We start from the raw sequence: 16,278 nt of genomic DNA, 5'->3' as shown, positions 1-16,278 counted from the left end.
CCAATCTATTGACAGTTTACATACTGAAGTTAACTTATCGCAATTCTCACTTTCCTAAGGTATGGGAAGAAAGTATTAACCGCAGATGAACGCGGATGGACGCGGATAAATTTGTACCTCAGCAGATTAGAAGGCGCTGTAATCGACAAGAATACTTGTAACATTCTGGCGATCGAACATCTCAATGTTACTACTGGCAATAAATTCTTCTTTATTGCCACACTCAATATGCCTTGGAAACAGCTATCCAAGCGAACATCCCATAGGAAAGCAGCTTGACTCCGGTGGCACGAACCTTATTGATTCACCAACAGCATCATTCATTTGAGGGCATACCACACATCTTGCACCAAGAAAAATTAATGTTGTTTTGACACACAGTATTAAGCCTAAAGCCCTTATTTTACCGAGAAAAGCCAAGAAAAATGCTGTAGCTTTATTGCGCTGCTTTTGACTAAACCCAGGGTTATACCCAGAGGTGCAAGATCTGAGATACCCCTCTGCTCTCTGCTCCCCTGCTTCTGCGCTGACTATCCGTAAATCCTACATTTTATTCTAAAGCCACAAGTTGAACAATTTACCGTGCATTTTCTGATGGTAATTCTAGTATTTATTGCTTACCCTTTGTCTAATTAAGCACTATGAATCAAACTTCTACTCTCAACATCAATTACTTTGATTAACATCTCCCCTATGAAAGCTACATTAACAGCAGTTCAAATTGAAGGAAATTTACTGGCTCCAGATATAACTTCTCAGCTACAAGAAGGTAGTATCAAAGGACAAGTATCGGAAGATTTTGGTTTTGCCAAGACAAACAAACTTGCTGATGAAATTGCCGCAGCGTGGGGAGATGCAAAAAAATACTGGGCAGCATTTCAAGCGCTGTTACTCAGAAATAGTACGGATGAGACTGCTACAAGTATCACTCGTGAAAATTTTGTCGTACCTTTGCTTAGAAGTCTTGGTTATAATCCCGTATATACTGCAAAAGCTGAAGTCATTGATGGACAGACTTATGCTATTTCTCATCGTGCAGAACCAGGAGATAATCAGCCACCTATTCACATCATTGGCTGTCGGTTGGAGATTGATAAACGTCCGCCGAGTGGTACGCCTCGGTTATCGGCTCATGGGTTAGTACAAGAATATCTTAACAAGACGGAACATCTCTGGGCGATCGCAACTAATGGTTTTCGTTGGCGGTTATTACGGGATTCTTCTTTGATGACTCGTCTGACGTATATTGAATTTGACTTAGAGCAAATCCTCAAAAACGAGAACTTTGCAGAGTTTGGGTTATTTTATCGCTTATTTCACCGTTCCCGACTGCCTTCTGGGGTAGATGATGCAGACCAGTGCTTGTTGGAATATTATCATCAAGAGGCACTGCAACAGGGCGGAAGAGTCCGAGACAAACTCCGCGATGGAGTGGAAAAAGCTTTGATACAACTGGGGATGGGTTTTCTCCAACACCCTGCAAACGAACATTTACGGCAAAGATTCCAGACTTCTTCTCATTACGAATTCGATTATTATCGCCAACTGTTGCGGTTGATTTATCGACTGCTATTTTTGATGGTGGCGGAATCGCGTAACTTACTCTTAATCGGAGATGATGAAGAAAAGGCAAGAATCTACAGAGAATATTACAGCATTGAGCGATCGCGAGAACTAGCCGAACGTCCTAGATGGCGGCGGGAAGGATTTCAAGATTTATGGCAAGGTTTGCGAGTCACATTTCGGCTATTTGATGAGAACTGGAGAGGAGAGTTGTTAGGGCTATCGCCTCTCAATGGAGATTTATTTGGTTCTAAAACCTTGCTCGATTTAGATGATTGTGGAATCGATAACTACGATCTGATGCAAGCAATTCGCCATCTCTCCCTATACGAACAACGGGGACAAATACGACGAGTGAATTATGCAGCGCTAGATGTAGAGGAACTAGGAAGTGTGTATGAGAGTTTGTTAGACTTTCATCCTCAGATTGTCCAACATGAAGGAGTCTATCAATTTAAACTGGTTTTTGGTAGCGATCGTAAAACCACAGGTGCATATTACACCCCACCGCAACTCGTACAACAACTCATCAAAACAGCACTCGAACCCGTTATAGAAGAACGCCTGAACAAAACCAAATCCAATGACGAATTAGAAAGAATTCTCCTCAGCCTCAAAGTTTGCGATCCCGCCTGTGGTTCGGGACATTTTCTCCTAGCAGCTGCACGTCGGTTAGGAAAAGAGTTAGCACGCATACGAACAGGAGAAGCAGAACCGGGAAGCGAACCTTTAAAACTGGCAATTCGGGATGTGATTCAGAATTGTATTTACGGAGTAGATATAAATCCATTAGCAGTAGACTTGTGCAAAGTCGCATTATGGATAGAAGGCTTTCCCGGTAGATTACCCCTCAACTTTTTGGATCATAGAATCAAGTGTGGTAACTCCCTTGTAGGGGTGTTGGATATAAGTTGTTTGGAGGACGGTATTCCCGATGAAGCCTATAAAGCTGTAACAGGGGACGATAAGAAGTTATCTACTCAGTTAAAGAAGCGGAATAAAAAAGAACGGGAAAATCAAGGACAGCTATCCATTGATGAACAGCAACAAGTAAATAATGTAGATTATGCCCAGATATGGAGACAGTTAGGAGCCATTCCCGAAACCACACCTCAAGAAGTTAGAAGCAAAGAAAAGCAATATAAAGAGATTTTGAGAGAACCGAATCGTTGGTTGAAATATTCTGCTTGTAATCTCTGGACAACAGCATTCTTTTTACCACTAACCGAACACAATCTACAGCTATTGCCTACAACTGAATCATTAAACCGCCTACAACGAGAAATTGTCGAGAAAATTTACAAATCGGAGGGAAATTATGAATTAAGAATTCTGAATTTTGAATTGACAAAGATAGTCGATGCAGCAAATCAGTTAGCTGAGAAAAAGCACTTTTTCCACTGGTGTTTGGAGTTTCCAGAAGTTTTTCCTGAAACAGGAGAGAAAACAGGGTTCGATTGCGTTTTGGGGAATCCACCTTGGGAAAGGATTAAGTTACAGGAAAAAGAGTTTTTTACCACTCATAGTGCTGAGATTGCAAATGCAGCAAATAAAGCAGCAAGAGAGAAGTTAATTAAAGAATTACCAAAGAAAAATCCGGAGTTAGCCCAAGCGTTTGAAGATGCAAAACACGACGCTGAAGCACAAGGTAAGTTTATTAGGGAGTCAGGAAGATTTCTGTTAACTGCGGTGGGAGATATCAATACTTATGCTGTGTTTGCTGAGACTACAAGAAAGTTGATTTCTTCTGAGGGGAGAGTCGGTGCGATCGTTCCTACAGGAATTGCAACTGATGATACCTGTAAAAAGTTTTTTGGAGATTTAACACAGAAGCAAAATTTAGCAATCTTGTATGATTTTGAGAATCGTGAAGGGTTATTTTCTGCTGTACATCGTAGCTATAAATTCTCTTTACTTGCGATGAGTGGTAAACCAATAAAATGTGGTAAGTTTGCTTTCTTCTTGACTCAAACTCGGCAGTTAGAAAATCAATCTCGATTATTTCAGCTTACACCTCAAGATATTGCACTACTTAATCCTAATACCCTGACTTGTCCTGTTTTTAGAAGTAGTATTGATGCTGAGTTAACGAAAAAAATATATCAGCGTGTCCCTGTTTTGGAAAATGAGCGTTGCGATCGTAATCCTTGGGGTATTTCATTCATGCGAATGTTTGACATGGCAAATGATAGCGGGTTATTTAAAAATAAAGCAGGTGATGGTTTAGTTCCTCTTTACGAAGCGAAGATGTTCCATCAGTTCGATCATCGTTGGGCGACTTATACTGATAGAGGCGATACTCGCGATCTGATAGATGAGGAAAAAGGTAATGCCTCTTTTTCAGTTCAGCCTCGTTATTGGGTAAATCGGGTTGAGGTAGAAAATCGCTTGGCTGAAAAGTGGGACAAAGATTGGGTTTTGGCTTTTAGAGATGTTACTAATGCAACTAACGAACGTACAGCTATTTTTAGTACTATACCTAAAGTTGCTGTTGGACATAAAGCTCCTCTAATATTTTTAAAGGTAAATCAATCATCTATCTCATATTGTTTATTTTTGACTAATATGAATTCCTTAATTCTTGATTATGTAGTTCGTCAAAAAATAGGTGGTTGTTCCTTAAGTTTTTTCATCCTTAAACAACTCCCCGTCCTTCCTCCAGAATCCTACACTCAAACAGATATTGACTTCATTGTCCCTCGTGTACTCGAACTGGTTTACACTACTTGGGATATGCAACCCTTTGCCCAAGATATGGGTTACGAAGGAGAACCATTTATATGGAACAATCAAAGACGAGCATTATTAAGAGCAGAATTAGACGCTTATTACGCCAAACTTTATGGACTCACCCGCAATGAACTTCGTTATATTCTCGATCCTACTGATGTCTACGACAAAGATTTCCCTAGCGAAACATTCCGCGTTTTGAAGAATAATGAAATTAAGCAATTTGGGGAATACCGTACACAACGATTAGTGCTAGAAGCATGGGATAGAATAATGCGTAATTAAATATAGTAATTCCTACCTTCATGAGGTACATAATATTGAATTAACCGCAGATGAACGCGAACGAAAGTGCATAAAATTACAGTAGTTTCGAGGTAAATGAAGTACATAAGTAGGGGCGCAATGCCTTGCGCCCTTACAAGAATATGTACCTCAGTTAGTTGCAATCTGCTGTATACCTCAACAGATTAAGAACTGCTATATGTACAATATTCATCAAATGAAAAAAATCATGAAACTTAAATATCAAATGAGTATTCAATGGTCAGAGGAAGATAACTGTTTTCTAGTAGGTTTCCCTGACTTTCCCGGACAACAGTGGCGAACTCACGGCGACTCTTATGAAGAAGCAGTAGTAAATGGAACTGAGGCGCTAGAGTCGTTAGTCATGGCTTATCAAGCTACAGGCGAACCGCTTCCAGAACCTGCTGTTAATAAAGCAGAGTAGTTTTATTGATGAACTCACTCCTTACATCAATGCATTTACCCAGAATATCGCGTTTATAGACTTTACCTAATCTGCTAAAATATAAATTTATCAGCGTGCATCAGCGTGCATCTGCGGTTAATTATTCTTTCTGTGCTTTATGAAAGTGAAAAGTTCTGTATCCATACTGCAAATAATTTAAAAACAGAGGTATAAGCAATGACTAACGCTAACAATAAGGAGGAAACTTAAAAGTAGTGCCTACCACAGAACAGCTAAAAACCTTTTTCCGTATATGTGTACGAGCAAGTAATCTATTAAGGAATATTGAATTAACAAGATACGATACACGCTCACAGCGAATTATTGTTTTAATAGGTCAAGAAATTCAAGTAGAAATTTTGAGTAATGGAGAGGAAATAATTCAATGAGTAACACTAACTATCAACAATTAACAGAAATTGAACTGAGAAATTATATTAAACAACATCCAGAAGATGAGGATGCTTTTCAATACTACCTTGCTATTATGCGAGCAAAACCGGGTAGAGTTGTAGTTAGCACGGAAGAGCAAGCTGTAATGGAATTTCAAAAGAGAATACAGGCAGAGTCAAAACACCAACCATAAATTCTTGTGAAGAATTGGAGATCTTTTTAATATGAGTAGAATATATTCAGACTTGTGTCAAGAAGATACCCAATTTTTACTGGAAACACTTGCAGACAAGAGTATTGAGCCAGAAAAATATAGAGAAGCTATGAAAAAGATAGGTATGGCTCTTGGTAATACTACTCTGTCTCAAATAGATAATAATCAAGCTAATGTATACTTAGCTTGTACTGTAGAAGATGCTGATTTTCTAGCTAAAGGTATACTTTCTATTTTAGAAAAACATCTCTCCAACATTGCTTTTGCTTGTTTTTGGAACCAACGCTTGTCACCTTTTGAACTTGAAGATTTAAAAGTTGCTCCGATTTTCAAAAAATACCAAGAACCTTGTCCTAAAAAAGTTAAGTATTTAATGGTTGTCAAATCTATTATTTCTGGGGCTTGTGTAGTAAGGACAAATCTCATCAACCTGATTCAAAAAATCGAGCCAGAGATAATTTTTATAGTTGCACCTGTTATGTATCAAAATGCCGAACAAAAATTGAAAGATGAATTTAAAGAAAGTATTTCTGAAAAATTTCGTTTTTTCTACTTTGCTAAAGATGATGAACGTACTGCTAAAGGTGAAGTCATCCCAGGAATAGGAGGAAATGTTTACTTGCGCCTTGGATTTGGGGGACAAGAGCAAAAAAATGAATATATACCAGAAATTGTAAAATTGAGACGTTCTCAATTTAGACATCAACCTGTAACTTCACCTGCATCTAAAATGACTTCAACTTAGGGACTTCCAAATAAAAAAATATACAACTTTCTCTTGTGGTGTCCCGCCCGCAACTAGCATAAGACGGGCGAGGACGCCCGTCCCACAAGATGGATAATTTATTTCTTGGAAATCCCTTAGAAGAGGTTTGTAAAGTATACTGTTGTATCAAGGTCGGAACTAGCCCCCTTTAAAACAGATAGCAGTGAGATTTTCTAAACTTTCTCATCAGAAGAAACTGTAGGTATCCAACATTCTAATTTTAGAAGTCTTACCTTATTCATCTGTTGAAAATCTTTATCTTGAGATACTATTACTAAATCATGCTGTATTGCTGTAGAAGCTATCCATAAATCGTTCGGATAAATTCCAGCTTCTTGTACTTTATATTTTCTTCTCTTATTTTTCTCTTTAGGCGCAAAATGATTAATTATTTCAGCATGAAACTGACCGTAAATTTTGGATGTTTCTTCATCTATGGAAAGGATTCCTGAAAAAGTCTTTACAATAGATTCTATTATTTGTAAATTCTCACATTTTCTTTCAGACTTTTCTGCCATTAAAATAAGCTCTCCATATATTATTGAATTAATATAGATTTTAGACTTTTGGGGTAAAGAATTTAATTTATGAATAACTTCTGCTTCTTGATGAATAATAAAGCTGCAATGATTTGTATCAAGCAAATACACAATTACCTCATTGTCTTCTTACTTCGTTAATATATTCTAAGCATTCTTCAAAATCATCTCCTATCCATTTAGGAGACTTTTCAAGAAATGTTAATAAATCTTGTACAGTTGGCTTATTTTTATTTTGTTGATTCTCTATTTCCCATAAAATAGACTTACTTACATTAAGCAACTTCCTTAAAAGAGTGTGATACTTTTCTTTTTTATCTTCTCGTCTTTTTATAGTTTTCTCTCTTTCAATTACTTCGCTAGCTAATTTTTTAATAACCTCAATTTCATGAGTTGATGAGCCTAAATAATACTTTTCCAGAGATTGTAATAATAAAACCAAGGCTTTATAATATTTTTCAGCACCTGACTGGTAATTTAATTTTGATAATCGAGTTGATTCGTGCAAGAGCAAGCCAGCATTCAGTAGACCTCTTTTCCAACCAAAACGATTCTTTAGATCTTCAAGATTATCTATTAATTTATCTGGAAAAAATTCACGATATCTTTCTTTTATTAAATCTAATATTTTGTAAATATCATAATATATTTTTTCTTGAGCTTTAATTTGATTTTCTATATCATCCTCTAAATCTGAAACTTTATTTTGAATACTAGCAACCTTATCTAAGGCTTTTCTTAATTTAATAATTTCTCTTTGGAAATCCAAGAATTCTAAATCTTGCAATTGAATGTCTTTTGACTGAAAGTTTTCTTCTAGCTTTTTAATAATTTCATTAATATTGTTTTTTTGCTGTTTTATGTCATCCTTAATAATTTCATCTACAATAACAGCTTTATCTTTTTCTAAAAGAGGCATAGTTTTTTCCTCCACTTCAAATAACGATTTTCCTAATAACGTTTTAAGAATAATAATACAGATGATACATTCTTAGATAAAACTAATTAACTCTATTATGACCATACTACATAAACTATTTTTGTAACCAGATATAATAAAAAATTAGTACTCCTACCCCTCCCCTGATAGCAGAATGGCACAAAGAAAAGGCAGAGGGCAGATGGCAGAAGGAAAATTGAGACGTTCTCAATTTATACATCAACCGATAACTTCACCTGGATCTACAACAACTCCAATTTAGCAAAAGTTATTTGGTAAATTCAGTCTGTATGCAATTATTCTAACAGTAGCAACCGCAAATAATCTAACATTCTAATATAACTCTTGATAAGTGTATACTTGTCATTCTTACCAAAGTAAAATCTCGCAATAGTTGGCACGTTTAAGACTCCCATTGCTTGTAGTTGCTCAATTACCTTAGCTTTAGAAGCAATCTGACCTGTGGCTTGAAGTTGACTGGCGTAACCTCTAAGATTTACTGTTAAAAGTTCAATTTCTTCTATGAGCGAAAACTCATCACCTTCTGGAGGAAAGTGAGTAGCAATTTCTTTTTGCTCTGCGCGTGTATTTTGATACATATCTACTAACCGTGTCAATAATTGAATAATGTTGCTCCTAGTCAATTCTTCTGCCATGACGCTCTAATTGACACTCTTGACAAAAATGATACCTTATAAGCTAAAACTGAATAGCTAAAATTACATATTCATCATTAACATTATATATTCCGTAAAAATATATGAAAATTACTATAAAACTTCAAGACTTGTTACAGCAGAGTGAAAGCGCAATTACCGCAACAAGTACATTTCTGAGCCAAAAACTAGCAGTTCTAGACTGTACAGACGTTATTTCTGTCACGCCCGAACAATTAACCCTCATTTTCAGTGCAATTCCTCAAAATTGGGATGTTCGAGAACTTGCAGAAATCATCACTCTTTCCACCCTCACAGACACATTAAATCAACAACTAACCCAATACATCAACCAACGTCTAGGACAAACCACTTTACAATCCTCATCTCCCACACCTTACACCCCCAGTACCCAATCCCTTGATATCTTCAACTTCCGCAACAAAGTTATAGGCGACTACCGCCGCTATATTGAAAGCTTCCTCAAAATCCGCGACTCTCAAGTCAAAGAATTTGTAGACAAAGAATTAGAAAAAGGACAACTTTGGACGGACTCCTTAGTTCAATTAAATCCAAAATACCGTCCAGGTGCAACAGTTACCGAATTAGTACAACAAGGGCTTCTCCATCCAGACTGTAACCACTACTTTGCAAAAGACGGTAAACCCTTTACTTTCCACTATCACCAAAAACAAGCCTTTGAAACCGCACAACGCCAGGAACCTTATATTGTCACAACTGGTACGGGTTCGGGAAAAAGCCTTACCTACGTTGTCCCTATCGTTGACAATTTACTCCGCCATCCAGATATTCAAGGAGTTAGGGCAATTCTAGTTTATCCCATGAATGCTTTAATCAACTCCCAAGAAGAAGAACTGAAGAAGTTTCTTGATAATGTTAAGAACACTCACATTCGTATTGCTAAGTACACCGGACAAGAAGGTTTAGAAAAGAAAACCGAAATTCAAAACAACCCGCCTCACATCTTGCTAAGCAATTATGTGATGTTGGAGTTAATGCTTTCCCGCACTCACGAAAACGAATTGGTAGAATCTCCTCACTTAAAATTCTTAGTCCTGGATGAACTACATACTTATCGCGGACGCCAGGGTGCAGATGTTGCTATTCTGATTCGCAAACTCCGTCAACGCTGTGGGAAAAATCTTCTATGCATCGGAACGAGTGCAACGATGTCTAGTGAAGGTTCTCGCGAACAACGCCGTCAGGTTGTGGCAAATGTTGCTAGCAAATTATTCGGCGTGGAAATCAAAGCTAGTCATGTCATTGACGAAACTTTACAACGTTCTATCCAACGTGTTGAGCCTTCCGTAGAAGAACTCCGTCAAAGCATCCAAGCTGGTTTACCTCCATCTGCACAAACTTTGGAAAACTTTAAACAGCATCCCCTCAGCCACTGGATAGAAATGAATTTTGGGTTAAAGGAAGAAGTCATAGATGGATTACCAGATGTCAAAGATAAACCCTCTGCTACATCCACTGACAAAATTATTCCTTTTCCTACAAAATCTGCTTATAAAGATGCCAAAGTTGCAGCAAGTACAGGGACATACAAAACATCCTCTAAACAATCCGTTAATTATATCCGTCGTCAACCCATCACTCTTCAGGAAGGTGCAGAAAGACTAGCACAAGTTTGTAGCCTTTCAGGTTCGCTAGATGAAGATGCACTCAAACGGGACTCCCAACAGTGTTTAACAGTCCTCCAACAAATGTTTCTTTGGGGAAGCAAAACAAAAGGGTTAGCCTTTCGCCTACACCAATTTATTTCCCAAGGTGGTAGCGTTTATGCCACTATTGAAAGTCGGTGCGATCGCTTTCTCACTCTAGAAGGACAGTATACAACCACAGAAAACCGCCTGCTTTATCCTCTCGTCTTTTGTCGGGAATGCGGACAGGACTACTACGTCGTGCGCTACGATGCAGACAAAGAGATGATTTTGCCACAATTACCCACCGCCTTAGATATCAATCCCGACGATGCTGATATTACCGAAGGTTATCTCACTCTAGACGAACCAGAACTTTGGGATAAAAACGATGAGGATAGACTCCCCGATTCTTGGTTTAAGGAAACCAAAAAGCTGGGGCGTGTTGTCAAACCAGAATACGCAAAGCACCTTCCTCTCAAACTGCAAGTTTTACCGGATGGTAAAGTGACTTCTTCTGTTTTACAAGGTACGACTTGCTGGTTTATCCCCAAACCTTTTCTGTTTTGTTTGCATTGCGGTGTCGTGTATGATAAGAAACGCAAAGAATTTACCAAACTCTCCCGCCTCAGTAGTGAAGGACGCAGTACCGCCACCACTTTGCTTTGTCTTTCCACCGTTAGTCGCCTCAAGCAAGTTTTTACAGACAATAACGCCAAAGCTGCCAAAATTCTTAGTTTTACTGATAACCGTCAGGATGCTTCATTACAAGCAGGACATTTCAATGATTTTGTGCAAACCAGTTTCTTAAGGGCGGCGTTAAATAGTGCTATTCAAGAAAATCAAGAATTGACTCATAAAGGGCTTGCATCGGAAGTTGTGAAACAAATGGGTTTATCTCAAATAGATTATGCAACTCAAAGCGCTGAATTTGGTATTGGTAAACGGAGAAACGAGGAAGCTTTTAGCAATTTAATTGAATATCGACTGTACGAAGATCTCCGTCGTGGATGGCGAATTGTCCAACCCAATTTAGAACAATGCGGTTTGTTAACTATAGAATACAGTACCTTGAGGGAAAGTTCTGCCGATACTAAGCTTTGGCAAAAATATCGCCATCCTATTTTACTCCAAGCCTCTTCCCAACAAAGATATTTTGTTGCCAAAACTTTTCTCGACCACTTGCGGAAACAATTAGCGATCGATGCTGCTATTCTACAACCAGATGGTATTGAACACCTCAAAAAAGAAGTGGCTCAAGCCTTGAAAGAGCCTTGGAAAATAGATAATTTTGAGTATTTGCATCAAGCAACTTGGGCAATTCTAGGGAGTACCGATAAGAGAAGTCCATTCAGAAGTGTGGTTAAACTCACATTTCGGAGTGAAATTGGGCGCTTTCTGCGTTTCAATCGGGCGTGGGATTGGTTGCAAAAACCTTTATCGGAATTGGAATATAACGAACTGATTAACGCTTTAGTGAATGCTTTGGTAGATGCAGGTTACTTATACAAAAAAGGGGAAGAAGTTCAACTCAAAATTAACTCAATGGTTTGGAAAGCGACTCAATACAGTGAAATTCCTCCCGATCCTTTAACTTCACGTCGTTTGCACGGCGATGAAAGAAATATTTCTGTTAACCAATTTTTTCAAGACTTTTATCAAACCAACGCCCATCAAATCAAAGCCATGGAAGGGCGAGAACATACCGGACAGGTAAAAAACGAAAACCGTCAGGAACGGGAAGACAAATTTCGGAAGGGAGAATTAGCCGCTTTATTTTGTTCGCCTACAATGGAATTGGGAATCGATATTTCTGACTTGAGTGTGGTTCACTTGCGGAACGTTCCCCCAAGCCCTGCAAATTACGCTCAAAGAAGCGGTCGTGCGGGAAGAAGCGGACAGGAAGCTTTAGTTATTACTTATGCTTCTATTGGTAGCGGTCACGACCAGTACTTTTTTAAACGTCAGAATCAAATGGTGGCTGGAGTTGTTGCTCCACCTAAACTCGAATTGGCTAACCAGGATTTGATTGAGTCTCATGTGTATTCGATATGGCTAGCGCGTACGGGTTTATACTTGGGCGAGTCGATGAATCAAATTCTAGAACTTGATTCTCCTGGCTATCCCTTGAAGGATGATGTCTCTCAGAAACTGAGTATGGGTTCGGAGAAATTGGCAAAGTGTTTGGACGCTACAAAATCAATTCTATCTGATGTCTTCTGTCAAGATGACTTGAAAAAAGCTTCTTGGTATTCCGATAATTGGTTACATTGTACTCTGGAAAATGCGATTCATGCTTTTGACCGAGCATGCCATCGCTGGCGTCGGCTATACAAAGATGCAGTCGAACAGTTACAAGATGCCCGTAACATTATTGACCGTTGTGCCAGAGGATACGCCACTCATGAAGAACGAGATATTGCTCAGGCTCAAGAAAAGGAAGCACTGAGGCAAAGAAATTTACTTGTGGGACAAGTGAAGGGGAAAAGCAATAGTGAGTTTGAGTTCTATCCATACCGTTACTTTGCTGCTGAGGGTTTTTTGCCCGGATTTAACTTTCCTCGTTTACCAGTTCGAGCATTTATTCCCACAGAAGAAGGTGGTGAATTTATATCCCGCCTCCGTACTGTGGCTCTCCGAGAATTTGCTCCTAGTAATATTGTTTACTATGAAGGCAGTAAATTTATGGTGAATAAAACCAAAATTTCTGTCAGTGGAATTAATTACCAACGGGTTCATATCTGCTTTAAATGCGGTTATTTTCACGCCGGGGAAGAAAGCGATCGCGATACCTGTTCTAACTGCAATACTCGTCTGACAGACAGTCACAATAATAAAGCTTTACTGACCCGGTTACTAGAAATGGAAACAGCCTTCACTCGTCGTCGCGATCGCATCACCTGTGATGAAGAAGAACGCCTGAAATACGGTTACAATATCACAACACACTTCCGTTACGACCGCCAAAAACGGCGATCGGCAACCGTACAAACACCAGATGGTACAGTATTATTACGTATTACCTATGGTGCGACAGCAAATGTATGGCACATCAATCGCGGATTAAATAAGAAAAAAAGTGAAGAAAGAGGATTTAAACTCGATATTGCTACGGGGATTTGGGGAGATCCGAAAAATGACCAATCTACCAACACCTTACATACTGATGTCAACTTAATGGTCAGCAATACTTGCAATATTCTGGTTATCGAACCATTAAGTATTACCACTGAGAATAAAGAAGCCTTTATTACCACTTTACAATATGCTTTAGAAACAGCAATCCAAGCCGTCTACAAATTAGAATCAGATGAACTCGATTCTGAAAGGCTAGGAGATGGCAAGTACTTACTTTTTTGGGAAGCAGCTGAAGGAGGTGCAGGAGTTCTTTCACAACTGCTAGAACAACCCAACGCTTTTGAGAAAATTGCTGAAGCGGCTTTAGATATCTGTCATTTTAAAGCAGCAAAAGACAGTTGCATCCAAGCTTGCTATGAATGTTTGCTTTCTTACCGCAATCAGTTCGACCATGCATTGATAAATCGACACTCGATTCAACCATTGCTCGAACAACTGCTTCATAGTACTGTTGTTTGCGAAAAAGGAACATCCCGTGACAATCAGTATCAACAATTGCTACAACAAACAGATCCAAATTCTGATTTTGAGCGAGTGGTGTTACAAGAGATTTATCAAAGAGGATATAAACTTCCAGATGCAGCCCAGGAATTGATTTCAGAAGCCAACTGTAAACCAGATTTTTTGTATAAACTGGATGCTATCGCTATTTTCTGTGATGGTTCAGCCCACGACCATCCCGACCAGAAAAAGAAAGATAGAATCGAGCGAAATAATCTCAAGTACAACACTCAATACCGTGTCTTAACTCTACGGTATGATGAGGATTGGCTAGCTTTGTTAGAAGATTTGGCAAAAACACTCAAGCGATCCGATGCAGGTCATTAACTTTCTACACTTCCAAGTTAGAGTTTGAAGTCAAATAAAAATCGTAGCAACATCAAGATATAATTATCACCAAGTATTTTCATTAAATAAGATTCTAGGAAAATGGAGATTGAAGACTTAGGAGTAAGTGTAGAAGAGTATCTCGCAGGATTAGAAACAGGCATCGACGTTTTAGAATTGAAGCGGCTTGTCCTGCGGGGAATTCCGGAGAATTTAGCGTTAGAGGTGATGGAAATTGTCAAGCGTGTTACTGATGGTACAGCAACCCCTGAAGAAGTAGTCAGAGGATTAATGATTTTAACGCCGTCACTGAGAGACAAACTTGAAAGTTAACTTTTAGTACGGAACCGCCGTTTTCTGGATCGTGCATACGTATGAGCTAGCGGATTGGTGCAGAAATCATAAAAACCAGGTTTCTTCCTATTGCAAAGCTTGATAAGCTGTTCCATATCTAATTTGCATATTAAACCGCAGAGGGCGCACCAGAGCGCAGAGTAAGAGAGAGAAGAGTCTGGCAGATTGCAACGGGTGAGTAACTAGTGTTAGGGCTGCAAGATCCCCGACTTCTTTGAGAAGTCGGGGATCTATTTGCGGATTTATGTTTGCAGTTCGTTACAAATACAAGGCGCTGTTGCTAAAACTTTTGCCTGTGCTTGTATCAAAACAATATCTGATGGTGACCATTGACGCGGCGCTTGACAGTGATGCGCTACTAACAGTCCCCACAATCCTTTTGAGGTTAACACTGGTGCAACCAGGTTGGCACGAACCCGCAAACTACGAAGAAAATCTCGGTGACAAGTGGCAATTGATTCTGATTCAATATCAGGGATGGCTCTGATCCGTCCCGCCAAATACAAAGCAGCATACTCACTATTAAAACACTCATCAGGTCCTGTGGAACCAAGAATAGAAAATTCTTCAGAACTTATAGCTTCAAAAGTCACTTGTCCATGCCACTGATGGTAAAAGTAATATAAAGCCACGCGATCGACTTGAAGCGATTCTCGAAGACGGTTTGTGGTTTGTATCACTAACGTGTCTCGCTCCATTGTTCTTATTAGGCGCTGAAGCACCCTTTGCAACCCGCGATCGCGATGCACTTTGGTGTTAGGGTTAGGTTTTGGGTTGGAATGACTTTGCACGAGTCTGCAATTATGACTAATAGACACAGCAGCCTTCCATACACAACATAGAAGGTCTGTCTCTTAACATAACGTTATAAATTGACAGTCTAAGGAGATTACTTAAATTCTTAATGTCTCAATTCTAAGAATTTGACAGTCAGATTTTCCTCCAGCAGTTAAATATTACCCAGCACTGTTAACGCCGAGAAAATTCGATAACGTTTCCTAAAATTTTGACATCGTAGTTATCGAAGAAATTATGACCTAAAAGTCCAATACCTGCTTTTGGCGCGATCGCAACTTCAACATTATTCACCACAGCTCCACCAACAGCAATGGAGTTCACTTGACTCACAGAAAATTTGACATGGCTACCATCAGCAATTTCTGCTTGCATACTACCCGTAGGCTTAAGTTTTAGAGTATTTGCCATGCTTGAGGTGATCAGAGTTATGCTAGCACCTGTATCCACAATCATTTCAAAAGTTTTATTCCCATTGAATGTAACGTCCACAATTGGCGTTTTTCCCATACGGCGTTTGATAGGAATCCGAAAAACTCCCTTATCTGATGGTGTAACACCACATAATTTTCCCAAACTTATAGCTCTACCAGAAGTCGTTACCATGTAACAGGCTCCCATGTCTTGAGCAGTTATTCTTTCTGAGGATGCCAACAACACCAACGTGGAGACTAATGCAATAGTTCTTATCCACCGACATGAAACCCTTTTCATCCAATTCTCCCAATCCTCAAAAAACCTGCCTATAACTAATTTACCCAGACGAGCAGAGAAATAAACAGTGACCAGTGACCAGTGACCAGTGACCAGTAGCCAGTGACCAGTGACCAGTGACCAGTGACCAGTGACCAGTGACCAGTGACCAGTGACCAGTGACCAGTGACTCTTTACATTTTTGTAGTATTTATGTAACATAAAAATTATAGTTGCTGTTGAGACAGTAG

General features: G+C 39.0%; 12 protein-coding genes. 7 read left to right on the top strand and 5 right to left on the bottom strand.

The window, feature by feature from the left end; genetic code table 11:
* Positions 1-693: 693 nt before the first annotated feature.
* The 5 genes from WA1_RS02815 (at position 694) to WA1_RS02800 (ending at position 6,396) form a co-directional block, all read left to right on the top strand.
* Positions 694-4,578 carry an Eco57I restriction-modification methylase domain-containing protein gene (locus tag WA1_RS02815; RefSeq protein WP_017741394.1) on the top strand — a complete coding sequence of 1,295 codons (3,885 nt, stop codon included), beginning with the start codon at positions 694-696 and terminating at the stop codon, positions 4,576-4,578.
* 226 nt (positions 4,579-4,804) lie between these two features.
* Complete coding sequence (locus WA1_RS02810) at positions 4,805-5,023, top strand: type II toxin-antitoxin system HicB family antitoxin (protein WP_026134449.1); 219 nt, start codon at positions 4,805-4,807, stop codon at positions 5,021-5,023.
* Positions 5,024-5,259: 236 nt separating this feature from the next.
* A complete protein-coding gene (locus WA1_RS61560; RefSeq protein WP_017741392.1) occupies positions 5,260-5,433 on the top strand; it encodes a DUF6888 family protein in 174 nt (57 codons plus the stop codon).
* The gene (locus WA1_RS02805; protein WP_017741391.1) at positions 5,430-5,630 is read left to right on the top strand and encodes a DUF6887 family protein; all 201 of its coding nucleotides are present in this window, start codon (positions 5,430-5,432) and stop codon (positions 5,628-5,630) included. Before WA1_RS61560 ends, WA1_RS02805 begins: the two co-directional genes overlap by 4 nt.
* 31 nt (positions 5,631-5,661) lie before the next feature.
* On the top strand, positions 5,662-6,396 hold the full coding sequence (locus WA1_RS02800) for a hypothetical protein (protein WP_017741390.1): 735 nt from the start codon (positions 5,662-5,664) through the stop codon (positions 6,394-6,396).
* 194 nt (positions 6,397-6,590) lie between these two features.
* On the opposite strand, the gene WA1_RS02795 is transcribed toward WA1_RS02800, so the two are convergent.
* The 3 genes from WA1_RS02795 to WA1_RS02785 form a co-directional block, all read right to left on the bottom strand.
* A complete protein-coding gene (locus WA1_RS02795; protein ID WP_017741389.1) occupies positions 6,591-7,067 on the bottom strand; it encodes a type II toxin-antitoxin system VapC family toxin in 477 nt (158 codons plus the stop codon).
* A 7-nt stretch (positions 7,068-7,074) separates the two neighbouring features.
* The gene (locus WA1_RS02790) at positions 7,075-7,875 is read right to left on the bottom strand and encodes a hypothetical protein (protein ID WP_017741388.1); all 801 of its coding nucleotides are present in this window, start codon (positions 7,873-7,875) and stop codon (positions 7,075-7,077) included.
* A gap of 317 nt (positions 7,876-8,192) precedes the next feature.
* Positions 8,193-8,552, bottom strand: coding sequence for a hypothetical protein (locus WA1_RS02785; protein ID WP_017741387.1), 360 nt, complete (start codon positions 8,550-8,552; stop codon positions 8,193-8,195).
* Positions 8,553-8,656: 104 nt separating this feature from the next.
* Here WA1_RS02785 and WA1_RS02780 point away from each other — a divergent pair, with 104 nt between their 5' ends.
* Positions 8,657-14,185: a DEAD/DEAH box helicase gene (locus WA1_RS02780; RefSeq protein ID WP_017741386.1), complete on the top strand. Its 5,529-nt coding sequence runs from the start codon at positions 8,657-8,659 to the stop codon at positions 14,183-14,185.
* A gap of 102 nt (positions 14,186-14,287) precedes the next feature.
* The gene (locus WA1_RS02775) at positions 14,288-14,518 is read left to right on the top strand and encodes a hypothetical protein (RefSeq protein WP_017741385.1); all 231 of its coding nucleotides are present in this window, start codon (positions 14,288-14,290) and stop codon (positions 14,516-14,518) included.
* Between the two features lie 263 nt (positions 14,519-14,781).
* Here the strand turns inward: WA1_RS02775 and WA1_RS02770 are convergent, their stop codons facing one another.
* Both WA1_RS02770 and WA1_RS02765 read right to left on the bottom strand, forming a co-directional pair.
* Positions 14,782-15,330, bottom strand: a complete 549-nt coding sequence (locus WA1_RS02770) for a GAF domain-containing protein (protein WP_026134448.1) — start codon at positions 15,328-15,330, stop codon at positions 14,782-14,784.
* 178 nt (positions 15,331-15,508) lie between these two features.
* Positions 15,509-16,249, bottom strand: a complete 741-nt coding sequence (locus WA1_RS02765) for a retropepsin-like aspartic protease family protein (RefSeq protein WP_017741383.1) — start codon at positions 16,247-16,249, stop codon at positions 15,509-15,511.
* Positions 16,250-16,278 lie beyond the last annotated feature (29 nt).

Origin of the sequence: Scytonema hofmannii PCC 7110 (assembly GCF_000346485.2) — a bacterium.
Taxonomy (GTDB): domain Bacteria; phylum Cyanobacteriota; class Cyanobacteriia; order Cyanobacteriales; family Nostocaceae; genus Scytonema; species Scytonema hofmannii.
Note: the sequence above shows the minus strand (reverse complement) of the source record. Positions and strands in the feature narration are given on the sequence as shown.